The sequence below is a fragment of the Microbacterium sp. SA156 genome (assembly GCF_049065455.1).
Lineage (GTDB): Bacteria > Actinomycetota > Actinomycetes > Actinomycetales > Microbacteriaceae > Microbacterium > Microbacterium barkeri.
This window is the reverse complement of the sequence record NZ_JBAKGU010000007.1, coordinates 24,284-47,187: the sequence shown is the minus strand read 5'-3', so window position 1 is coordinate 47,187 and position 22,904 is coordinate 24,284. Positions and strand designations below refer to the sequence as shown.

Sequence of the window (22,904 nt, the reverse complement as noted above, 5' to 3'; positions counted from 1 at the left end):
GGCTATCCCGCGCGGTAGCCTCGCGAGGTGCCCGTCCGCCTCGTCGCCCCGGGCGTCGCGTGGCTCGCGGCGTCCGACGCCGCCCTGCCTGCCCTGTCGTCCGCCGACGCAGAGCGCGCGGCGGCGCTGATGGCTCCGCGGCGCGCACGGTTCCTCCGCGGGCGCGCGGCCCTGCGCGCGCTGCTCGACGAGCGCGCGGTCGTCGAGCCGGCACGCTGCCCCGACTGCGGCGCGCGGCACGGTGCTCCCGAGGTGCGGGCGGATGGCGCGCGCCTCTTCGCGAGCACGTCGCACGCGGATGGCGGATCGCTCGCGGCGGTCTCCCGCCGCCGCGTGGGGGTCGACGTCGAGACGGCGAGCGCTCTGCGCGTGCCGCCGCCCGTCCCGGTGCCGCCCGGGGAGGATCCGCTGCGGCACTGGACCAGGGTCGAGGCCGTGCTCAAGGCGGATGGCCGCGGCCTGCGCGTCGATCCCGCCGCGGTCGCGCTCGCCCCGGCGGGCGACGGATGGCGCGCGGAGCTCGAGGGGGCCGTCTACGACGTGCGCGACCTCGCGATCGACGCCGCGCACGTCGCGGCGATCGCGGTGTCTCAGTCGTCCTGACGCGCTGGGCCCGCTGCGCGGCCGGACCGGCGCGGCGGCAGCTCGGGCAGCGCGCGCTCGTGCAGCCATGGAGCGAGCACGGGGTCGGCCATCCGCTCGAAGTCCGCCGACGCGGCGACCCCGTGGCGGTGGTTCGCGGTCCACGCCCGCACGAGATCGAAGAACGCCGGATCGCCGATCGTCAGACGCAGGGCGTGCAGCGCGAGCGCGCCGCGCTTGTAGACCCGGTCGTCGAACATGAGGTCGGGCCCCGGGTCGCTCAGGAGGAGGTCCTGCGGGAGCTGACGCAGCCGCGCGTGGTGCGTGCGTGCGAGCTCGTCGGCCGAGGGGCCGCCCTTCGCCTCGGACCAGATCCACTCGGCGTAGCACGCGAAGCCCTCGTTGAGCCAGATGTCGCGCCACTGCCCGACGCCCACGCTGTTGCCGAACCACTGGTGCGCGATCTCGTGGGCGACGAGGCGCTCCGATCCGCCGCGCCCGTCGATGTGATTCGCGCCGAACACGGCCATCCCCTGCGCCTCGAGCGGGATCTCCAGCTCGTCCTCGGTGACCACGAGACGGCACACCGACATCGGGTAGGGCCCGAAGGCCCGCTCGAACGTCTCGAGGATGCGCGGGACGACCGCGAGGTCCGCGTCGACGCGCGCGGCGAGTGCGGGCGGATGCACCGCGGCGACCGGGACCCCCTCGGCCGTCTCGGCGATCTGGCGGGAGACGTAGCGCCCGATCTGCACCGTGACGAGGTAGGCCGACGTCGGGGTGTCCTCCGCGAAGACGTGCGTCGTCCGCCCCGCGCGTGTCGTCGTCGACACCCGGCGCCCCGTCGCCTCGACGCGGTGGTTCTGGTCGCACGCGATCGCGATCCGGTACCGCGCCTTGTCGGCGACGCGGTCGTTGCACGGGAACCAGGTCGGCGCGCCAGTGGGCTGCGAGGCCACGAGCACGCCGTCCTCGAGCTCCTCCCAGCCGATCGGGCCCCAGGGAGACCGGCGCGGCCGCGGCGAACCCGCGTAGTCGATGCGGACGTCGAGAGGGGTCCCGGCGGGGAGCTCCTCCGACAGCGTGACGCGCACGCGGCGCTCCGACTGACGCATCTTGGCGACCTTGCGCCCGCGCACCTGCACGTTCGACGCGCGCAGCCCCACGAGGTCGAAGGACAGCACCGAGGTGTCGGCGAGCGTGACGAGGGCGATCTCGGCTCGCCCCGCGAGACGGTTCGTCGCGATGCGGTAGTCGAGGTCGACGTCGTAGCGCTCGACGCGGTACCGCGTGTCGCCGCTGCGCGGCACGTACGGGTCGGCGCCCAGGCCGGCCGTCACGAGGCGGTCGCCTGATAGGCGCGCACCTTCACGGCTCGCCACGGCCCGATCGGGTTGCCGCTCCAGCGGCTGCCGACGGGCACGGCCTCGCCGCGCATGACGAGCGAGGCAGGGCCGACCGTCGCGTGCGCGCCGATCGAGGCCGCCGGCAGGATCACGCTGTGGGGGCCGAGGGTCGCCCCCGGCTCGAGCGTCACGGTGTCCATGCTCATGATTCGATCATGGAACAGGTGGGTCTGCACGACGCACCCGCGGTTGACCGTCGCGCCGTCGCCGAGCGTGACGAGGTCGGGCTCGGGCAGCCAGTAGCTCTCGCACCACACGCCGCGGCCGATGCGCGCGCCGAGCGACCGCAGCCATGCGCCGAGCGCGGGCGTGCCCGACGCGGGCCGCGCGAACCACGGCGCAGCGAGCATCTCGACGAAGGTGTCCGAGACCTCCGTGCGCCACACGAAGCTCGACCAGAGCGGCTGCTCCCCCGCGCGGATCGGCCCGACGATGAGCCACTTGGCGGCGGTCGAGACGAGCGCGGCGACCGCCCCGGCCGCGAGCATGACGACGCCCGAGAGCAGCAGGGTGACGACCACGCCGAGCAGCTGGGCGAGCGCATAGAGGGCGAACAGCACGCCGAGCCCGAGACCGCACGTGATCACGACGGGCACGAAGCGGCACAGCTCCCACAGCGTGCGGGCGACGCGCAAACGGACGGATGGCCGGAAGGTGCGGCTCTCGTCGACCTCGGCGACGACGCGCCGGAGGCGGACGGGCGGCGACCCGAGCCAGCTGGAGCCGGCCTTGGCCTTCATGGGCGCGACCGACAGCACGGCGACGAGGCCGTCCTTGGGAACGCGGTGGCCGGCCGCCGCCATCCCCGAGTTGCCGAGGAACGCCCGCTTGCCGATCCGCGCGGGCGCGACCCTGAGCCATCCGCCGCGCAGCTCGTACGAGGCGACCATCGTGTCGTCGGCGAGGAACGCGCCGTCGTCGATCGTCGTCATCGACGGCAGGAGCAGAACCGTCGACGCCTCGACGTTGCGCCCGACCTTCGCGCCGAGAAGCCGCAGCCACACGGGCGTGAACAGGCTCGAGTAGATCGGGAAGAGCACGGTGCGCGCGGCGTCGAGGAGGCGCTCGATGCTCCAGGCCTGCCACGCCGGCACGCTGCGGATGGGATACGTGCCCTCGCGCAGGCCGATCGAGAGCAGCCGCACGAGCACGACGACCGCGCCGGCGAAGACGAGGCCCGTCACGACGACGGCCGGCACGAGGAGCGCGAACGCGGCGAGCGCGGCCTCCGCGAGGTCGTCTGCCCCGCGCATGCCGAGCGCGAGCACGAGGCCGCCCGCGGCGAACGCGACGATCGGCAGGAGCGCGAGGCCCATCGACGACAGCGCATAGAGCGCCAGGTGACGACGCGGTGCGGGCGGGCGCTCCTGCGGCCATCCCCGCGTCGCGGCGCCCGCCCGGACGGCAGGCGAGCCCGACCAGTGCTGCCCCGCGCGCACGCGGCCGAACACGGCGGATCCCGGGCCGACCTCCGCGCCCTGGCCGATCTTCGTTCCCGGAGCGAGGGTGCTGCGCGCGCCGATCGTCGCGCCGGCGCCGATGCGGATGCCGCCGATGCGGACGGTCTCGCCGTCGATCCAGTACCCCGACAGGTCGACCTCGGGCTCGATCGCGGCGCCCGAGCCGACCTCGAGCATGCCCGTCACGGGCGGCATGGTGTGGAGGTCGACGTCGCGGCCGATCTTCGCGCCGAGGGCGCGCGCGTAGTAGGTGACCCACGGCGCACCCGCGAGGCCGACCGGGTCGATCTGGTCGGTGACCTTCTCGGCGAGCCAGAGGCGCATGTGCGTCGCGCCCCCGCGGCGGTAGTCGCCCGGCCGGAGTCCCGCGAGCAGCACCCGCGCGAACAGCGCGCCCAGCGCCATCCGCCCGAACGGCGTCGCGAAGACGATGAGCCCGAGGAGCGTCCACCACCAGTCGATGACCGGGAGGGCCTCGAACCCGGGGACGAGCGACAGGAGAGTCGAGGCCGTGAGCGCGTACACGAGCCAGCGGGCGCCGGTGAGGATGAAGAGCGGGATCCCGACGAGCGACTGGGTCCACTGCGTGAGCCGGGGCGTCGGCGCGGGCGTGCTGAACCCGCCGGCGGCCTCGGGGTCGACGGTGTCGAGCGCGGCTTCGGCCATCGCGGCGAGACGCGGGTGGCTGTACACGTCGGCGACCGTGAACTCGGGCGCGGTCTCGCGGATGAGCGTGACGAGCTGCGCGGCCGCGAGCGACCCGCCGCCGAGGTCGAAGAAATCGGCGTCCGGATCGGCGACGGGGATGCCGAGCACCGCCTGCCAGTGCGCCGCGAGCCACGCGACGTCGGCGTCGAGGTCGGAGGCGTCGGGGTCGCCCGCATCCGCGAGCGGCCACGGCAGCGCGGCCTTGTCGACCTTGCCCGATGTGCGCGTCGGCAGCTCGTCGATGACGGCGAGGGTGGGGATGAGCGGCGCGGGCAGGCGCTCGGCGAGGCGCGAGCGCGCGTCGGCGCGGTCGAAGCCGGCATCGGCGACGAGGTAGCCGACGAGGATGTCGACGCCGGCCGCGGTCTTGCGGACCGCGACCGCGGCGCCGCCGACGCCCGGGAGGTCCTGGAGCGCGGCCTCGACCTCGCCCAGCTCGATGCGGCGCCCGCCCACCTTCACCTGGTCGTCGACGCGGCCCTGGAAGAGGAGCCCCTCAGGCTCGAAGCGCACCATGTCGCCCGAGCGGTACGCCCGCTCCCACCCGAGAGTCGGCATGGGCGCGTACTTCTCGGCGTCCTTGGCGGGGTCGAGGTAGCGCGCGAGGCCGACCCCGCCGATGATGAGCTCGCCGGGCTCGCCCGCCGCGACCGGGCGGCCGTCGGCGTCGACGACGGCCAGCTGCCATCCGTCGAGCGGAAGGCCGATCCGCACGGGCTCGTCGGCGCGCATGAGCGCCGCGCACGCCACGACGGTGGCCTCGGTGGGCCCGTAGGTGTTCCAGACCTCGCGGCCCTCGCCGACGAGGCGGGCGACGAGCTCGGGCGGGCAGGCCTCGCCGCCGAAGATGAGGAGGCGCACGTTCTCGATCGTGTCGGCGGGCCACAGCGCGGCGAGCGTCGGGACGGTCGAGACGGCCGTGATGCCGTGGCCGAGCAGCCACGGGCCGAGGTCGGATCCCGAGCGCACGAGCGAGCGCGGGGCGGGAACGAGACACGCCCCCGAGCGCCACGCGAGCCACATCTCCTCGCACGACGCGTCGAAGGCGACGGAGAGGCCGGCGAGCACGCGGTCGCCGGGCCCGAGCGGCTCGTCGGCGAGGAACAGGCGCGCCTCGGCGTCGACGAACGCCGCGGCCGAACGGTGCGAGACCGCGACGCCCTTCGGGGTGCCCGTCGAGCCCGAGGTGAAGATGATCCAGGCGTCGTCGTCGAGGCCGGGACGCTGGTCCTCGGCGGGCTCGGCGACCGGGGCGGGCGGGTCGGCGGGCTCGGCGACCGGGGCGGACGCATCGGTGGGCTCGAATCGCCCGCCGCCCGTGAGGACGCCGCGCACCTTCGCCTCGCCGAACACGAGGTCGGCGCGCTCCTGGGGGTCGTCCGCGTCGACGGGCACGTACGCGGCTCCCGCGGCGAGCACCGCGAGGATCGAGACGTACAGCTCCGCCGTTCCCGAGGCCATCCGCACGCCGACGCGGTCTCCGCGGCGGACCCCGTGCGTCCGCAGGCGCTGCGCGACGGCCCGCACCTGCGCGAGCAGCTCGCGGTAGCTGAGCGCTCCGTCGGCGTCCTCGATCGCGGACGCGTCGGGATGCGCCGACGCGGTCTCCTCGAGGATGTCGACGAGGGTGCGCGGGGGTGCGGCACTCTCGCCGCGATCGAGCACGGCGCTCTGCGCCGCCGCGGTGTCGGTCAACCTGTCTCCATCCGTGGCGTCGCCGGGTGCGCCGCCATCGTCGTGGGGTCAGGTTACCGATCGGTGAACGACCGCCGACCGGCGCGGGGCCGCACGACGACGGCCGGGCGCGTCGCGCCGATCAGCGCGGCAGGCGCGCGCGCAGGGAGTCGATGAGGATGGCGGCGCCGAGCTCGAAGGACCGCGCGGCGCGCGCCTCCCCGCGCACGCCGCCCTCGAGAAGGCGCCCGAGGGTGCGGGTGTCGCCCTCGGGGCGCCAGACCTCGTCGGGCGACGCGAGATCGAGGCCGAAGCCGATCGCGAAGGCGTCGATCACGGCGATGATCGTGAGGACCTCGTCCTCGGGGAAGCCCGCCTCCACGAGCACGGTCGCGAGGTCGTCGTACGACGCGATGAGGTCAGGGTTGGTGATCGTCCGATCGACGAGCAATGGGACGAGAGCCGGGAAGTCGGCGTACATGCGGCGCTGGGCGCGCAGCACCTCGAGCACGTAGTCGTCCCACGGCACGCCCTGCGGCTGCACGCGGTACGACGCGATGAGGCGCCCCCGCATGAGCTCGAGGATCGCGTCGGCGCCATTGGCGTGGTTGTAGAGCGACGAGGGCCGCACGCCGAGGCTGCGCGCGATCGCATTGACGCCGAACGGCTCCCCCGCTCGGGCCAGCGCGAGCCCCGCGTCGCCGATGATCTCGGGCGACAGCAGCGGTGTGGACGGCCTGGCCATACGCTCCCCTCTCCGCCGATCGGAGCACGATCGCCGCCCGGGGGTTTCGCGCGGCGTCTCTTCCCTGCATAATAACGAACATCGTTCGTTGACGAACACCATTCGTTAAACGGCCGAGCCGCACCACCCGATGCCGGCCCGCACATCCGCTTCCGCGCACAGCGCCGTGCCCCCTCTGGAGTTCCCATGTCAACCATCGACCTGACGAGCCGCGTGCCCCTGCGACTCCCCACCGCGACCGCGACATTCGCGATCGGCATCGCCGGCTACCTCGGCGTCAACCTCTCGCCGTACATGATCACGGCGGCCCAGTCGGGCCTCGGCATGGACGTCCTCGCGGCGAGCTGGCTCGCCACCGCGACGCTCCTGCTGACCGCCGTGACCGGCCTCGCCATCGCCCCGCTCTGCGCGGGAGCGCACCGTCGCACCGTCGCCCGCGGCGGCCTCGCGCTCGGGCTCCTCGGCTTCGGCGCAGCCGCCCTCGTGCCGGCCCTCATCCTGCCGGGGCTCCTCGCCGGCGGCGTCGGCGCGGGCGGCGCAGTCGCCGCCTCGGGGGCCGCTCTCGCGGCGTTCCGCAACCCCGATCGCGTCGCGGGCTTCAACGGGCTCGCCAACCGCGCCGTCATCACCGTCGTGCTCGCCGTGCTCCCCCTCATCGGGCTCGCGCCGATCGACGTGTTCGGCGCGCTCGCGCTCTTCTGCCTCATCGGGCTCGCGGTGTCGCTCTGGCTGCCGGCCGCGCCCGTGCTCGAGCCGCACGCCGGCGCCGCCGTCGCCGAGGCCATGCCGATCGAGATCCCGCCCACCGGCGTGGTGCGCACTTCGGTGCCGCGCTCGCGCACCGTCACGATCGCCGGCTTCGCCCTGCTCGTCACGTTCGCGCTCTGGGCCGCGAGCGAGGACTCGCTGTGGGCGATGGCGGGAGTCATGGGCGCCGAGCAGGCGGGTCTCACTCCCGAGGGCCTCGGCATCGCGCTCAGCGGAGCGACGGCGGGCGGGCTCCTCGGCTCGATCCTCCTCATGATCGTCGGCGACCGCCTCGGCCGCGCCGTGCCGCTCGCGACCCTGCTGCTCGCGGGCGCCGCCCTCAAGTTCGCCGAGGGCTTCATGGCCGACCAGACCGCGTTCATCGTCGTCTTCATCGCGTGGAACACGATCTACGCGATCGCCTTCATGTACTTCGTCTCGACCTCGGCGGCCCTCGACGCGGACGGCCGCTGGTCGGGCCCGCTCCTCGCGGTCTACCTCGTCGGCTCGGCGCTCACGCCCGTGATCGGCGCCGCCCTCGTCGGCGCGCTCGGATACCAGGGCTTCACGACCGCCCTCTCCATCGCGAGCGTCGTGCTCGCCGTCCCCGCGGGCGCGATCGCGCTCCTGTCCACGCGGCTCGAGCGAGCCGCACGCACCGCCATCCCGGAGAACGCCTGATGACCCGCACCCTCTACCGCAGCGCCCGCATCTTCACCGCCGACGAGCCCGCCTGGGCCGAGGCGCTCGTCGTCGACGGCGACACGCTCGCGTACGTCGGCGACGCCAGCGGCGCGCCCGCCGCCGATGCGACCGTCGACCTCGGCGGCCGCCTCGTCCTGCCCGGATTCACCGACGCGCACACCCACCTGCTCATGACGGGCGAGGCGCTCGGGCAGGTCGGTCTGACCGACGCCCGCACGCTCGGTGAGATCCAGAGCCGGCTCCGCGACGCGCGCCCGGGTGCCGACGGCGTGCTGCGCGGGCGCGGGTGGCTCTTCGACGCGATCCCCGGCGGCGCGCCGACCGCCGCGATGATCGACGAGGCCGTCGCCGACATCCCCGTGTACCTCGACGCGAACGACTACCACTCGTGCTGGGTCAACACCGCGGCGCTCGCCGAGCTCGGCATCACGCGGGACACGCCCGACCCCATCGGCGGCCGCATCGAGCGCGACGCCGACGGCGAGCCGACCGGACTGCTCTACGAGACCGCGGCCGTGCAGTACGCGTGGGCGCATCGCGACGCGACGGCGACCGACGCGCAGCGCGACGCCGCGGTCGAGCGCGTGATCGGGGCGTACCTCGCGACCGGAGTCACCGGGGTCGTCGACATGGCGTTCGACGACTTCGGGCTCGAGGCGTTCCGACGCGCGGCTGAGCGGCGCGGCGGCACGCTGCCGATCCGCGTGGCCGCGCACTGGTTCGTGACGAACACGGGCGACGATGCGGAGAACGTCGCGCAGGTCGCCCGCGCCGCCGAGCTCGCTGCCGCGACGGCGTCGCCGTGGCTCCGGGTCATCGGCATCAAGCTCATCCTGGACGGCACGATCGACGCGTGCACGGCGGCCATGGGCCATCCGTACGCCGACGGCACGAACGCCGAGCCGATCTGGCCGGCCGAGCGGCTCGGGCCCGTGGTCGATGCGGCGGATGCCGCGGGGCTGCAGATCGCCATGCACGCGATCGGCGACCGCGCGAGCACGATGGCACTCGACGCGATCGAGCACGCGATCGCCGCGAACGGGGAGCGTCCGCGACGCCACCGCATCGAGCATCTCGAGTACGCGGCGCCCGGCACGGCCGAGCGGATGGCGCGCCTCGGCGTCACGGCGTCGATGCAGCCGGTTCACGCGGATCCCGCCATCTTCGCCAACTGGGCGGCTCAGCTCGACGACGAGCGCGTCGAGCGCGCCTTCGCCTGGCCCGAGTACGAGGACGCGGGTGCCCTTCTCGCCTTCTCGACGGACGCGCCGACGGCGCCGCACGCGTCGCTCGCGAACATGTACGTCGCCACGACGCGCGCGTCGGCGCTCGACGCGTCGGTGCCGGCCGTGCACCCGCAGTTCGCGCTGCCGCTCGACCGCTCGATCGTCCACGCGACGCGCGACACGGCGGCGTCGATCGGCGACGGCGGATGGCGTGGGCGCCTCGTGCTGGGAGCCGCGGCCGACTTCGCGGTGCTCGACACGGACCCCTTCGCCGCCGGGCCGGAGGCGCTCCTCTCCGCGCGCGTCGTCACGACCGTCGTCGCGGGCCGCATCGCATACGAGGCCTGACCCACCACCCTCTCTGCATGTCTCACTCGGCGCGGGATACGCCTCGGCATTCCCGCGGCGAGTGAGACATGCAAGCCTTCCGGTGAGACGTGCAGGCGTGCGAGCGGGACGCGCGGGGTCGTTCAGCGGACGCCGAGCATGGCCTCGGCGGCGCGGAGCAGCAGCTCGGCGCGCTCTGCCGCGCCGCCCCACCGCACGAGGGCCTGCGCGTTGAGGCCGTCGATCATCCCAAGGAGCTGCCAGGCCGCTGCAGACGGGTCCTCGACGCGGAACGACCCATCGGCCGCTCCCGCCTCGATCACCTCGCGCAGCAGGCGCGCCCACGCGTCCATCTGCTCGCGCACCGCTGCGGCGAGCGGATCGCTGCGGCGTCCGAGCGCCCACGCCTCGACCCACACCGCCGTGACGTCGTCGCGCGTCCCGCTGAGGAGGGTCTCGATGAGGGCGCGCAGCGCATCCCGCGGGGCCTCCCCCGCGACGAGCTGGGCGACCTCGGCGAGCTCGTCGCCCACGATGCCGGCGAAGGTCGTCGCGACGAGCTCCTCCATGGCCGGCGCGTAGTGCGCGACGAGCGCAGGGGTCACGGATGCCCGAGCGGCGATCGCGCGGAGCGTCACGGCATGCAGCCCATCGGCCAGGGCGATCGCGCGCGCCGCCGCGGCGATCTCGGCGCGGCGCTCGGCGGGCGCGCGGCGCGGCGCACGTCGGCGAGGGGGCGCCGCTTCGCTTGACATGTCCCTCACCCTAGCGCCAGAATCAGGTTATTGATCACACGATCAATACACGAGAGGATCGATGATGACCTGGCGGATGCCCGCAGAGACGGATCGGCACGAGCGCACCTGGATGGCGTTCCCCCGAGAGGGATTCACCCTCGGCGACACCGACGCCGAGCGCGAGGCCGGCTACGCGGCGTGGAGCGCGGTCGCGCACGCCGTCGCAGAGTTCGAGCCCGTCACGATGGTCGTCGACCCGAGCGAGGTCGCGCGCGCCCGCCGCATGCTCTCGTCGCACATCGAGCTCCTCGAGGCGCCCCTCGACGAGTTCTGGATGCGCGACGTCGGCCCGACCTTCGTCGTCGACGACACGCGCCCGGGCGCCCTCGGCGCCGTCGACTGGACCTTCAACGGGTGGGGCGCGCCCGCGTGGGCGGAATGGCGCCTGTCGGCGCAGCTCGGACGCATCGTGGGCCGCGCCGCGGGCGCGGAGATCGTCAGCTCGGCGCTCGTGAACGAGGGCGGCGGCATCCACGTCGACGGCGAGGGCACCGTGCTCGCGACGGAGACCGTGCAGCTCGACCCGCGTCGCAACCCGTACGCCGACAAGGAGCGCGTCGAGGCCGAGTTCGCCCGCACGATCGGTGCGGCGAAGGTCGTCTGGCTGCCGCGCGGGCTCACGCGCGACTACGACGAGTTCGGCACCAACGGCCACGTCGACATCGTCGCGACGCTGACCTCCCCCGGCGTCCTCCTGCTCCACGATCAGCGCGACCCCGACCATCCCGACCACGCCGTGACGCGCGAGCTGCGCGCGCATCTCGCCCAGCAGACCGATGCGGCGGGCCGCGCCTTCGAGATCGTCGATCTGCCCGCGCCCGCGACGCTGCGCGACGACGAGGGCTTCGTCGACTGGAGCTACGTCAACCACCTCGTCGTGAACGACGGGGTCATCGCGTGCGGATTCGGCGAGGACGAGGCGGATGGCCGCGCGCGCGACATCCTCGCGGAGGTCTACCCGGGCCGCACCGTCAAGACGGTCGACGCCCGCGAGATCTTCGCGCGCGGCGGCGGCATCCACTGCATCACGCAGCAGCAGCCGTCGGTGGGGGCGCTCTGATGATCGACGTGCTCGAGGCGTCCATCGCCGACCTCCAGCAGGCGCTCGCGCAGGGCCGCGCGACCGCGGTCGAGCTCGTCGAGGCCTACCTCGCCCGCATCGACGCCTTCGACGCCCCCGGCACCGCGACCGCGCTCAATGCGGTCGTCGTGCGGAACCCCGATGCCCGCGACGAGGCACGCGCGTCCGACGCCCGTCGCGCGGCCGGCCGCCTCCTCGGTCCGCTGGACGGCATCCCGTACACGGCCAAAGACAGCTACCTCGTGAAGGGCCTCACGGCCGCGTCGGGCAGCCCGGCCTTCGCCGATCTCGTCGCCCAGCGCGACGCGTTCACGATCGAGCGGCTGCGCGCATCCGGCGCGATCTGCCTCGGTCTCACGAACATGCCCCCGATGGCCAACGGCGGCATGCAGCGCGGCCTCTACGGTCGCGCTGAGAGCCCGTACAGCGCCGAGTACCTCACGTCGGCGTTCGGGTCGGGCTCGTCGAACGGGTCGGGCACGGCGACTGCCGCGAGCTTCGCGGCGTTCGGCCTCGGCGAGGAGACGTGGTCGAGCGGGCGCGCGCCCGCATCGTGCAACGCGCTGTGCGCGTACACGCCCTCGCGCGGCGTCATCTCGGTGCGCGGCAACTGGCCGCTCGTGCCGACCATGGACGTCGTCGTGCCGCACACGCGCACGATGGCCGACCTGCTCGCGGTGCTCGACGTCGTCGTCGCCGACGACCCCGAGACGTGCGGCGACTTCTGGCGCGTGCAGCCGTGGGTGCGGATCCCCGCGGCGTCCGCCATCCGCCCCGCCTCCTACCCGGCGCTCGCCGACGGCGCCTCGCTGCGGGGCAAGCGCCTCGGCGTGCCGCGCATGTACATCAACGCCGATCCGGACGCCGGCACGTCGGACGACCCCGGCATCGGCGGCCCCACCGGGCGCCGCATCAGCACGCGCGAGTCCGTCATGGAGCTGTGGCGGGCCGCGCGCGCCGACCTCGAGGCGGCCGGAGCGACCGTCGTGGAGGTGGACTTCCCGCTCGTGTCGAACTACGAGGGCGACCGGCCCGGTGCGCCGAAGATCACGACGCGCGGGCTCGTCACGCCCGCGTACCTCCACCGCGAGATCGTCGACCTGTCTGCGTGGGCGTGGGACGACTTCCTGCGCGCGAACGGAGATCCGGTCATCCCGTCGCTCGACGTGGTCGACGGCGCGCAGATCTTCCCGCATCCCGCGGGCGCGCTGCCCGACCGCTACACGGGCTTCGACGACGACATCGCGTCGTACCCCGCGCACGTCCGCGAGCACCCGGTGGCTTCGATGACGGACATCCCCGAGCTCGAGAGCGGCGTGCGCGGCCTCGAGGAGACCCGCCGCGTCGACCTCGAGCAGTGGATGGACGACCTCGGACTCGACGCCGTCGTCTTCCCCGCGATGGCCGACGTCGGCCGCGCGGACATGGACGTGAACCCGGAGTCCGCCGACCTCGGCTGGCGCAACGGCGTGTGGGTCGCGAACGGCAACCTCGCCATCCGCCACTTCGGCGTGCCGACCGTGACCGTTCCGATGGGCACGATGTCGGACATCGGGATGCCCGTGGGCCTCACCTTCGCCGGCCGCGCGTACGACGACGCGGCGCTCCTCGCGCTCGGCGCCGCGTTCGAGGCGACGGGCGCGCGCCGCACGATGCCGCCGCGGACGCCCGCGCTCTGACGCGGCGCTGACGCGCGAGAGCCCCGGATGGCCGTGGTGGCCATCCGGGGCTCTCGCGTTTCCGGCGGGGGGCAGCCGCGGGGCGGATCCGCCCGCCCGACCCGGCTCAGCCCACCCGGATGAGCTTCTTGTTGACGAACTCGTCGGCCGCGAGGAGGCCGAGCTCGCGCGAGGTGCCGCTGCGCTTGACGCCGCCGAAGGGCAGCTCGGCGCTGTCGGCGAGCACGATGTTGATGTACACCATGCCGGCCTCGATGCGGTCGGCCACGCGCTGCGCCTGCTCGGCGTCGGTCGTGAACACGTACGAGCCGAGGCCGAACGGGGTGTCGTTCGCGAGACGCACGGCCTCGTCCTCATCGGCGACCCGGTACACGACGCCCGCGGGGCCGAAGAGCTCCTCGCGGTAGACGTCCATCTCGGGCGTCACGTCGGTGAGCACGGTGCCGGGGAAGTACGCGCCGTCGCGCTTGCCGCCCACGACGAGGCGCGCGCCCTGCTCGACGGCGCGGTCGATCTGCTCCTGGAGGCGCTCCGCGGCGGCGAGCGACGAGAGCGGCCCGAGGACCGTGTCCTCCTCGAGCGGGTGGCCGACCTTCGCGGCCTCCATGGCGGAGGAGAACTTCGACAGGAACTCGTCGTACAGGCCGTCGACGACGATGAACCGCTTGGCGCCGTTGCAGGCCTGGCCGTTGTTGTCGAGGCGCGCGTCGACCGCGGCCTGCACGACCGCGTCGAGGTCGTCGGCCGAGAGCACGATGAACGGGTCCGACCCGCCGAGCTCGAGAGCCACCTTCTTGAGGTGCTGGCCCGCGAGCGCGGCGACGGCGGAGCCCGCACGCTCCGAGCCGGTCACCGAGACGCCCTGGACGCGCGGGTCGGCGATGATCGTCGCCGCCTGCTCGTTCGTCGCGTACACGTTGACGTAGGCGCCCTCGGGCAGGCCCGCGTCGCGGAAGATCTCCTCGAGCGCGGCCGCCGACTCGGGACACTGCGGGGCGTGCTTGAGGATGATCGCGTTCCCGATCACGAGGTTCGGGCCCGCGAACCGCGCGACCTGGTAGGTCGGGAAGTTCCACGGCATGATCCCGAACAGCACGCCGAGCGGGGCGCGGCGGATGACCGCGCTCCCCTCGCCGAGGATGTCGATCGGCTGGTCGCGTGTGATCGCCTCGGCGTTGTCGGCGTAGTAGTCGATGATGTCGGCCGAGAAGTCGACCTCGCCGAGCGCGGCCTCGAGCGGCTTGCCCATCTCGCGCACGATCGTCGCGGCGAGGGCGTCGCGGCGCTCGCGGTGCAGGGCGGCGGCACGGCGGACGGCCGCGGCCCGGTCGGCGACCGAGAGCGCCGCCCAGGCGCGGGCGCCCTCGCTCGCGCGGGCGATCGCGTCCTGGATCTGCGCGTCCGTGAAGGTGTCGTACTCGGCGACGGTCTCGCCCGTTGCGGGATCGACGACGGCGTAGTCGCTCATGATGTTCCTCTCGTGGCGTTCAGTCGTTGGGGATGAGGGTGTACTTCGTCGACAGGTACTCGTGGATGCCCTCGAGCCCGCCCTCGCGTCCGACGCCGGACTGCTTGACGCCGCCGAACGGAGCGGCCGCGTTCGAGACGACGCCGGCGTTGAGACCCATCATGCCGGTCTCGAGGCGGTCGATCATCCGGTGGCCGCGAGCCAGGTCCTGCGTGTAGACGTACGACACGAGGCCGTACTCGGTGTCGTTCGCGAGGCGGACCGCCTCGTCCTCGTCGGCGAAGGTCGCGATCGCGAGGACGGGTCCGAAGATCTCCTCGCGCAGGATGGCGCTGCCTGCGGTGACTCCGGTGAGCACCGTGGGCGCGTAGAACGTCCCGGGGCCGTCGAGCTTCTCGCCGCCCGTGAGCACCGTGGCGCCGCGGTCGGTCGCGTCCGTCACGAGCTCGTCGGCCTTCGCGACCGCGTCGGCGTCGATGAGCGGGCCGATGGCCACGCCGTCCTCGGTGCCGCGGCCGATCCGCATCGCCTGGACGCGCTCGGTGACCTTGGCCGCGAAGGCGTCGGCGATGGACTCGTGCACGATGAAGCGGTTGGCCGCGGTGCACGCCTGCCCGATGTTGCGGAACTTCGCCGCGAGGGCGCCCTCCACGGCCTTGTCGAGATCGGCGTCCTCGAAGACGACGAACGGCGCGTTGCCGCCGAGTTCCATCGACACGCGCAGCACGCCCTCTGCGGCCTGCGCGATGAGCTGGCGGCCGACCTCGGTCGAGCCCGTGAAGGACAGCTTGCGCAGACGCGGGTCGGAGATGATCGGCGCCGAGACGCGACGCGACGACGCCGACGTGACGACGTTCACGACGCCCGCGGGCACGCCGGCCTCGACGAGGAGCTGCGTGAAGAACAGCGTCGTGAGGGGCGTGAGCTGCGGGGGCTTGATGACGACCGTGCAGCCGGCGGCGAGCGCGGGCGCGATCTTGCGCGTGGCCATCGCGAACGGGAAGTTCCACGGGGTGATGAAGAACGAGGGGCCGACGGGGCGCTGCGACACGACCATCCGGCCGGTGCCCTCCGGGTTCAGGCCGTAGCGGCCCGTGATGCGCACCGCTTCCTCGCTGAACCAGCGCAGGAACTCGCCGCCGTAGACGACCTCGCCGCGCGCCTCGGCGAGCGGCTTGCCCATCTCGAGCGTCATGAGGAGGGCGATGTCCTCCTTGCGCTCCTGCACGAGCTCCCAGGCGCGGCGCAGGATGTCGCTGCGCGTGCGGGGCGCGGTGGCCGCCCAGGCGTCCTGCGCGGCGACCGCGGCGTCGAGGGCGCGCGTGCCGTCCTCGGCGGTCGCGTCCGCGACGCGGGCGATCACCTCGTTCGTCGAGGGGTCGTGGACGTCGAAGGTCGCGCCCTCGGGGGCGTCGACCCACTCGCCACCGATGAACAGACGGGTCGGCACCGAGGCCAGCAGGGCGCTCTCGCGGTCGTTCGTCATGTCGGTTCCTTCCGGGTGAATGGTCGGTGAGGTCGGTTCAGCGGCGGGTGCCGCGGAGGCTGGGCGGCGCGTCCATGGTCAGCACGCTGCCGCGGAAGAACGCGGGCTCGCGCGCCGCCTGCCACAGCATCAGCGCGATGCCGATGACGATGACGGCGATGCCGAGGATGAAGACGAGGCCGATGCCGCCGATCTGCGAGCCGCTTCCGTAGGCCGGGTCCATCGTGTCGATGAGCGTCGTCACGAAGAGGATGGCCAGGATGATCCCGCCGACGAGCGGGAACAGCAGCATGAAGAAGACGTTCCGCACGGAGTCGAACCACTGCCGGCGGAAGTACCAGACGCACGCGAAGGCGGTCAGCCCGTAGTAGAAGCAGATGAGCATGCCGAGCGCGAGGATGGTGTCCCACAGGGTGTTCTCGCTCACGAAGCGCATCACGGCGTAGAACACGCTCGTCACGATCGCCGCGACGATCGTCGAGTATCCGGGGCTGAAGAACCGCGGGTGCACGGAGCCGAACTTCTTCGGGAGCGCTCCGTAGTGGCCCATGGCGAGCATCGTGCGGGTGGGCGACGCGAACGTGGCCTGCAGCGACGACGCCGAGCTCGTGAGCACCGCGAGCGAGACGAGGAAGCCCAGCGAGCCCATGATCGGGTTCGACAGCGCGAAGAACACGTTCTCCTGGATGTCGGGGTTGCCGAGGCCGAGCTCGCCGTCGCCGACGCCCGCGAACATCACCATGCCGATGCCGAGGATGAGGTACAGGAACACGACCACGAGCACGACGACGGTGGCGGCGCGGCCCGGGGTCTTCTCGGGGTTCTTCGTCTCCTCGTTCATCGTGAGGACGAGGTCCCATCCCCAGAAGATGAAGATCGACAGCGACAGGCCGGCGACGGCCGCGCTGAACGAGGGGACGGCGAACGGGTTGAACCAGTTCGGGTCGAACGGCGTCGGGTCGAACGCGTCACCCGACGCGGCGCGCGTGATCGCCGTGATCGCGAACACCACGAGCACGACGACCTGGAAGCCCACGAGCACGTACTGGAGGCGCTGCGACGTCTGCAGGTCGCGGTACGACACCCACGTCGCCGCGAGCACGAACAGGAGGCAGACGCCCACGTTGATGAACGGGTTCCGCGTCAGCTCCGCGATCTCGGCGTTGCCCGTGATCTGGCTGATCAGGAGGAAGAGGAAGTCGACCGCGATGCCCGCGAGGTTCGACAGGACGAGGATGGTCGCGGCGATCAGGCCCCACCCGGCCATCCAGCCGATCCACGGACCGAAGGCGCGCGTCGCCCACGTGAACGAGGTGCCCGAGTCGGGCATGACGCGGTTGAGCTCGCGGTAGCCGAAGGCGACGAGGAGCATCGGGATGAAGCCCACGATGATGATCGCGGGCACCTGCGTGCCGACCTCGGAGGCGGTCGGGCCGATGGCGGCCGTGAACGTGTAGGCGGGCGCCACGGTGGAGACACCGAGGACGACAGCGCCGATCAGCCCGAGCGTGCCGGCGCTCAGGCCCTTGCTCGAGATGCCGGTGGTGACGGGATCAGACACGACGGTGTGCGGGTTCTGGCTCATGCGCTCAGGATTCTTCAGGCGCGCGGGTGCGCGAGACGACGATCATCGGGACGGGCAGCTCGTGCAGCATCTTCGCTGCGGTCGAGCCGAGGAACAGGAAGCGGGGGCGTGCGAGACGGCTCGAGCCGACGAACACAACCTCGCCCGGCTGCCAGGCGAGGCGGGTGACGGCGTCCTCGATCGAGTCGCCCTCGGCGACGACGACGTCGACGGGCACATCGGCCGGGAGCTCAGCGCGCGCGGCCTCGAGAACGGTGTCGGCGTGCGAAGCGCCGACGACGCGGATGGCGGACGTCTGCACGCCGGCGGGGAGGTCCACGGTGACGAGCGAGACGAGACGCAGGGGCACGCGAGCCGCCGCGGCGAGCGCTGCGGCATCCTCGAGGAGGACGTCGGCGCCCGGGCGCGTGCCGATCGCCACCGTCACGCGGTCGAGCGGCGCCGTCACGTCGACGGACCCCGCCGGCGCGAGGACGACGGGGATGTCGGACGAGTGCAGCAGCTCGTTCGCCACGGACCCGAGGCGGTGGCGGCCGCGGAGGCCGCCGTCGGCGGCGCCGACGACGATGTGCGACGCGCGGAACTCGCGCGCGGCGGCGAGGAGGCCCTCCCCGAAGGACTCGGCCGTGCGCACGTGCGCACGGTGGTCGAGGCCTTCGGGGAGCGAGGCGGCCGCGTCGCGCAGCCACTCGCGCGCCTGCGCGCGGACGTACTCGTCGTAGGACGCGTCGGGCGGCGTCAGGGCGTTGCGGCCCTCGGCCGGCAGCACCATGACGATCTCGACGCTCGCGCCGGTCGCGGCGGCGAGACGGCCCGCGAGCGCGACGGCATCCGCGCCCGCGGGGGTGGCGGTGTAGCCGACGACCAGCGCCGCGGTCATGAGCGGGACCGCTCGATGATGTCGGCGGCGGCGATGCGGCCCATGCGGATCGCTCCGTCCACGTGCTGGTAGCCGAGACCCGCGAGGTCGCTGCAGGCGAAGTGGATCGGGCCGACGGGCGCCGACTGGTCCTTGCCGTAGCGGTGCAGGCCGCCGAGGTCGAAGCTCGCCGCGTACGCGCCGCGCGTCCACTCCTCGGAGCCCCAGTCGCTCTCGTAGTACACGACGGGGTTCTTCGCCTCGGGACCGTAGTAGTGCGAGATCGACTCGAGGATGCGCTCCTTGCGCTCCTCGGCCGAGAGCTCGAACACGCCGTCGGCGTTCTTGTCGGACACGAAGCCCACGAGGGTGCCGCGCTCGTCGCCGTGGTTGGTGTTGTCGTACGCCTCGTGGCACAGCTCGTACGGGCTGAAGGCGGTCGCCGAGAGGCCCTGCTCGCGCCAGAACGGCCGGTCATACACGGCGTGCACCTTGATGACGAAGCCCATCGACAGGTGCTGGTGCAGCTGGTGCTGACGGCGCGGCAGCGCGGGCACGAACGAGATGCGGTCGTAGAGGACCGGCGCGTGCGCGAGGATCGCGTACTTGGCGCGGACGGTGATGCCGTCGGCCTCCGCGATGACGCCGTCGGCGCCCCACCGGAGCGTGCGGACGGGCGCGTTCAGGTGCACGTCGTCGCCGAGGCGCTCGGCGAGCAGCTGCGGCACCTGCTGCAGGCCGCCCACCACGCGCTTGTCGAGGATGAAGTCGGCGTCGACGAGGTTCGAGAAGCTCCCGGCGCTCGCCGCCATGTGCAGGGCCTGCAGAGCCGAGAACGCGTGGGCGGGCTTGGTGAGCATCGCGCCCGCGATGAAGAGCGCGATGTTGTCGCGCGCCTCCTGGTCGTCGGTCTCGCGCGCGAGCCAGCCCTCGAACGAGATCGTGTCGAGCGCCTCGGCGTCGGGGTGCTCCCACGGGCGCGCGGGGTCGATCTCGGCCGTCAGGCGGTCGAGCTTCTCGATGAGCTCGACCATGACCTTCTCGGTCTCGGGCGCGACGGGGAAGATCTCGCCCGTGAAGCGGGTGAGCTTGCCGTCGGCGTCGACGTAGACGCTCTCGCCCTCGCGATAGCGGCTGTAGGTCTCGAGACCGAGCTCGGCGATCGTCTCCTTGAGCGCGTCCTGGTCGGGCGACACCCACTGGCCGCCGATCTCGAGCATCGCCCCGTCGACGACGTCGGTCCACAGCCGGCCGCCGACGCGGTCGCGCGCCTCGAGCACGGCGACCGACAGACCGGCCTTCTTCAGCTCGTTCGCCGCCGTCGTGCCGGCCGCTCCCGCGCCCACGATGACGACGTCGCGTGTGATCTCCGTCATGTCGTTCTCCTTCTTCCGGTCGTCCGTCAGGCCGCGGCCAGCGCGTCGGCGACGACGCCGAGACCCTCGGCGAGCAGCGCGTCGTCGATCGAGAGCGGGGGCAGGAACCGGATGACGTTGCCGTAGGTTCCGCAGGTCAGGACGATGACGCCCTGCGCGATGGCCGCCTTCGCCACCGCGGCGGTGAGCGCCGCGTCGGGCTCGCCCGTCTCGGCGTTAACGAACTCGACCGCGATCATCGCGCCCAGGCCGCGGACGTCGCCGATGCGCGCGTCGCCCGCCTGCAGCTCGGTGAAGCGGCCCTTGATGAGGTCGCCGATCTCCCGCGCACGGGAGATGAGGTCGTCGTTCTCGAACACGTCGATCGCCGCGAGCGCGGCCGCGCACGCGATGGGGTTGCCGCCGTAGGTGCCCCCGAGCCCGCCCGCGTGCGAGGCGTCCATGATCTCGGCGCGTCCCGTGACGGCGGCCAGCGGCAGGCCGGCCGCGATGCCCTTGGCGGTCGTGATGAGGTCGGGGACGATGCCGAAGTGCTCGCTCGCGAACATCGCGCCCGTGCGGCCGAAGCCGGTCTGCACCTCGTCGGCGATGAAGACGACGCCGTTCGAGCGGCACCAGTCGACGATCGCGGGGAGGAACCCGTCGGCCGGGACGATGAAGCCGCCCTCGCCCTGGATGGGCTCGATGATGACGGCCGCGAGGTTGTCGGCGCCGATCTGCTTCTCGATCTGCGAGATCGCGCGCTTCGCGGCCTCGGCGCCGGACAGGCCGTCGCGGTAGGGGTACGACAGCGGGGCGCGGTACACCTCGGGCGCGAACGGGCCGAAGCCGCTCTTGTAGGGCATCGACTTCGCCGTGAGCGCCATCGTGAGGTTCGTGCGGCCGTGGTAGCCGTGGTCGAACGCGACGACGGCCTGGCGCCCCGTGTGCTTGCGCGCGATCTTGACCGCGTTCTCGACGGCCTCGGCGCCGGAGTTGAACAGCGCGGACTTCTTCGCGTGGTCGCCCGGGGTGAGGCGATTGAGCGCCTCGGCGACGGCGACGTACGACTCGTACGGCGAGACCATGAAGCAGGTGTGCGTGAAGGCGGCGACCTGGGCCTGCACGGCCTCGACGACCTTGGGGTGCGCGTTGCCCACCGTCGTCACGGCGATGCCGGAGCCGAGATCGATGAGCGAGTTGCCGTCGGCGTCGACGACGACGCCGCCGCCGGCCGCGACGGCCGAGATGGGCGCGGTGTGGCCGACGCCCGCGGCGACCGCATCGGCCTTGCGCGCGAGCAGCTCCTGCGAGCGCGGGCCGGGGATCGAGGTGACGAGGCGGCGCTCCTGAGGCAGGGCCGGGCCGCCCACAGCGGTGGCGAGGGTAGAGGTGGTCATGCCGCGAGCGTACGACCGGGCCCGAAGTCGCTGCATTCGCCGTGCGGTACAGAATCGATGCATTCGCTATACGCTCTGTACACGATGTCTCAGCCCGCACCATCCGCCCCCACGCTCCGCGCCCTGCTCTCGCGCGGCGACCTCGCCCTGCGCCTCGCGTCCGCGTCGCACGGCGCGCTCGAGCAGCCCATCCGCTGGGTGCACAGCTCGGATCTGGCGGACCCGACGCCCTTCCTCGCGGAGGAGATGGTGCTCCTCACGACCGGGACGCAGTTCTCCGGAGACGACGCCGCGCAGTACGAGGAGTACGTCCGCCGGCTCGCGCATCGAGGCGTCGTCGCACTCGGGTTCGGCACCGAGGTCGCCCGCACCGGCATCCCCGAAGCGCTCTCGGCCGCGTGCGAGGCGCACGGCGTGCCGCTGTTCGAGGTGCCCTACCGCACGCCCTTCATCGCGGTCGCGCGCGCGGTCGCCGAGGCGATCGCCGCCGGAGCATACGCTCGGCGCACCTGGGCGCTGTCGGCGCAGCGGGCGGTCGCCCTCGCCGCCCTGCGGCGGGATGGCCTCGGCTCGGCGATCTCCGAGCTCTCGCGGCAGCTGGGCGCATGGGTGGGACTGTTCGACTCTGCGGCGGCCCCCGTGCGCGCCTCGGCGCCGCTCGAGACCGCGCTGGCCGAGCGCGTGCAGCAGGAGTGCGAGACGATGCTCGCGCGCGGGGCGAGCGCTGCCGCGGTGATCCGCGTCGGCGGCCGCTCGTTCACGCTCCAGACGCTCGGACCGGGCGGCACGCTGCGAGGCGTGCTCGTCATCGGGGCCGAGGCGCTCGACGAGGAGGCTCGCAGCGTCGTCACGGCGGTCGTCGCGATGACGGGGTTCGCGCTCGAGCAGAACGAGGCCCTCGCGCGTGCCCGCGGCACGCTCCGCGCGGGCGTCGTGCGGGCGCTCCTCACCGGCGACACCGCGCTCGCGGGGGAGATCGGCGATGCCGCGTGGGGCGGCCTGCCGGCCGACCCGGTCGTCGTCGCGGTCACCGATGAAGCGCCGGATGCCCTCGCCGCGTTCCTCGAGCTGCGCGCGGGCCGCGAGCAGGGGAGCTTCTTCTTCGGGAGCGACCCCGAGGGCGGGATCGCTCTCGTCCACACGGCGGATGCCCCGCTCGCGCTCGACGAGCTCGCCGAGCGCTTCGACGTCGCGGTCGGGGTTTCGGAGCCCGGCCCCCTCGCGTCCTTCGCGGCGTCGCTCGACGAGGCGCGCATCGCGCGCGATCGAGGCGAGGGCGTCACGCGCTTCGCCGATGTCGCATCCGCCGGGGTGCTGAGCACCCTCTCCCCCGAGGCCGCGAACGTGGCGCGCACGGTCCTGTCCCCCATCGTGCGACATGACGATGTGCACGGCACCGCCATCCTCGACACGCTGCGGATCTGGCTCCTGCACGATGCGCGCTACGACGACGCCGCCCGGGCGCTCGGCGTGCACCGTCACACCGTGCGCACCCGCATCCGCCTCGCCGAGCGGCTGCTCGAGCGCGACCTCCAGTCGTTCGCGGCGCGCGCCGAGATCTGGGTCGCGCTGCTCGCGGCGCGCTGACGCTAGGGTGGCGGGATGCTGAGGCGG

Annotated in this window: 16 protein-coding genes; 6 read left to right on the top strand and 10 right to left on the bottom strand. The window is 73.2% G+C overall.

The genetic code is table 11. From position 1 onward, the window contains the following. Positions 1-27 precede the first annotated feature (27 nt). Positions 28-603: a 4'-phosphopantetheinyl transferase family protein gene (locus tag ACOWU6_RS08365; protein ID WP_421075410.1), complete on the top strand. Its 576-nt coding sequence runs from the start codon at positions 28-30 to the stop codon at positions 601-603. On the opposite strand, the gene ACOWU6_RS08360 is transcribed toward ACOWU6_RS08365, so the two are convergent. From ACOWU6_RS08360 to ACOWU6_RS08350, 3 genes are all read right to left on the bottom strand, one after another. Next, on the bottom strand, positions 591-1,922 hold the full coding sequence (locus ACOWU6_RS08360) for a M1 family metallopeptidase (RefSeq protein ID WP_421075409.1): 1,332 nt from the start codon (positions 1,920-1,922) through the stop codon (positions 591-593). The two genes, ACOWU6_RS08365 and ACOWU6_RS08360, sit on opposite strands and share 13 nt — an antisense overlap. Continuing rightward, positions 1,919-5,851: a Pls/PosA family non-ribosomal peptide synthetase gene (locus tag ACOWU6_RS08355; protein ID WP_421075408.1), complete on the bottom strand. Its 3,933-nt coding sequence runs from the start codon at positions 5,849-5,851 to the stop codon at positions 1,919-1,921. Before ACOWU6_RS08355 ends, ACOWU6_RS08360 begins: the two co-directional genes overlap by 4 nt. Positions 5,852-5,972: 121 nt before the next feature. Further along, entirely contained in the window at positions 5,973-6,575 is a 603-nt protein-coding gene (locus ACOWU6_RS08350) for a TetR/AcrR family transcriptional regulator C-terminal domain-containing protein (protein WP_421075407.1), read from the bottom strand. 186 nt (positions 6,576-6,761) lie between these two features. Between ACOWU6_RS08350 and ACOWU6_RS08345 the strand changes: the two genes are divergently transcribed. Next, the gene (locus ACOWU6_RS08345) at positions 6,762-8,003 is read left to right on the top strand and encodes an MFS transporter (RefSeq protein ID WP_421075406.1); all 1,242 of its coding nucleotides are present in this window, start codon (positions 6,762-6,764) and stop codon (positions 8,001-8,003) included. Then, positions 8,003-9,601 carry an amidohydrolase gene (locus ACOWU6_RS08340; protein ID WP_421075405.1) on the top strand — a complete coding sequence of 533 codons (1,599 nt, stop codon included), beginning with the start codon at positions 8,003-8,005 and terminating at the stop codon, positions 9,599-9,601. Before ACOWU6_RS08345 ends, ACOWU6_RS08340 begins: the two co-directional genes overlap by 1 nt. A gap of 122 nt (positions 9,602-9,723) precedes the next feature. Here the strand turns inward: ACOWU6_RS08340 and ACOWU6_RS08335 are convergent, their stop codons facing one another. Beyond that, positions 9,724-10,335, bottom strand: a complete 612-nt coding sequence (locus ACOWU6_RS08335; protein ID WP_421075404.1) for a TetR/AcrR family transcriptional regulator — start codon at positions 10,333-10,335, stop codon at positions 9,724-9,726. 64 nt (positions 10,336-10,399) lie between these two features. Here ACOWU6_RS08335 and ACOWU6_RS08330 point away from each other — a divergent pair, with 64 nt between their 5' ends. Next, positions 10,400-11,437, top strand: coding sequence for an agmatine deiminase family protein (locus tag ACOWU6_RS08330; RefSeq protein WP_421075403.1), 1,038 nt, complete (start codon positions 10,400-10,402; stop codon positions 11,435-11,437). Beyond that, positions 11,437-13,137 carry an amidase gene (locus tag ACOWU6_RS08325; protein WP_421075402.1) on the top strand — a complete coding sequence of 567 codons (1,701 nt, stop codon included), beginning with the start codon at positions 11,437-11,439 and terminating at the stop codon, positions 13,135-13,137. The genes ACOWU6_RS08330 and ACOWU6_RS08325 overlap by 1 nt, the downstream gene beginning before the upstream one ends. A gap of 106 nt (positions 13,138-13,243) precedes the next feature. Here ACOWU6_RS08325 and ACOWU6_RS08320 read toward each other — a convergent pair whose 3' ends face one another. From ACOWU6_RS08320 to gabT, 6 genes are read right to left on the bottom strand one after another with little or no spacing between them, the layout of a single operon-like run. Further along, complete coding sequence (locus tag ACOWU6_RS08320; RefSeq protein ID WP_421075401.1) at positions 13,244-14,605, bottom strand: NAD-dependent succinate-semialdehyde dehydrogenase; 1,362 nt, start codon at positions 14,603-14,605, stop codon at positions 13,244-13,246. A gap of 19 nt (positions 14,606-14,624) precedes the next feature. Continuing rightward, positions 14,625-16,091, bottom strand: coding sequence for an NAD-dependent succinate-semialdehyde dehydrogenase (locus tag ACOWU6_RS08315; RefSeq protein WP_271173663.1), 1,467 nt, complete (start codon positions 16,089-16,091; stop codon positions 14,625-14,627). Positions 16,092-16,128: 37 nt separating this feature from the next. After that, on the bottom strand, positions 16,129-17,676 hold the full coding sequence (locus ACOWU6_RS08310; RefSeq protein ID WP_421075400.1) for an APC family permease: 1,548 nt from the start codon (positions 17,674-17,676) through the stop codon (positions 16,129-16,131). Positions 17,677-17,680: 4 nt separating this feature from the next. After that, positions 17,681-18,556 (bottom strand): universal stress protein, encoded by an 876-nt coding sequence (locus ACOWU6_RS08305; RefSeq protein WP_421075399.1) that lies wholly within the window; start codon positions 18,554-18,556, stop codon positions 17,681-17,683. Further along, positions 18,553-19,911: a flavin monoamine oxidase family protein gene (locus ACOWU6_RS08300; RefSeq protein WP_421075398.1), complete on the bottom strand. Its 1,359-nt coding sequence runs from the start codon at positions 19,909-19,911 to the stop codon at positions 18,553-18,555. Before ACOWU6_RS08300 ends, ACOWU6_RS08305 begins: the two co-directional genes overlap by 4 nt. Before the next feature lie 26 nt (positions 19,912-19,937). Further along, a complete protein-coding gene (gabT, locus tag ACOWU6_RS08295; protein ID WP_421075397.1) occupies positions 19,938-21,290 on the bottom strand; it encodes a 4-aminobutyrate--2-oxoglutarate transaminase in 1,353 nt (450 codons plus the stop codon). Between the two features lie 84 nt (positions 21,291-21,374). On the opposite strand from gabT, the gene ACOWU6_RS08290 reads away from it, so the two are divergent. After that, positions 21,375-22,877 (top strand): PucR family transcriptional regulator, encoded by a 1,503-nt coding sequence (locus ACOWU6_RS08290; RefSeq protein WP_421075396.1) that lies wholly within the window; start codon positions 21,375-21,377, stop codon positions 22,875-22,877. Positions 22,878-22,904 lie beyond the last annotated feature (27 nt).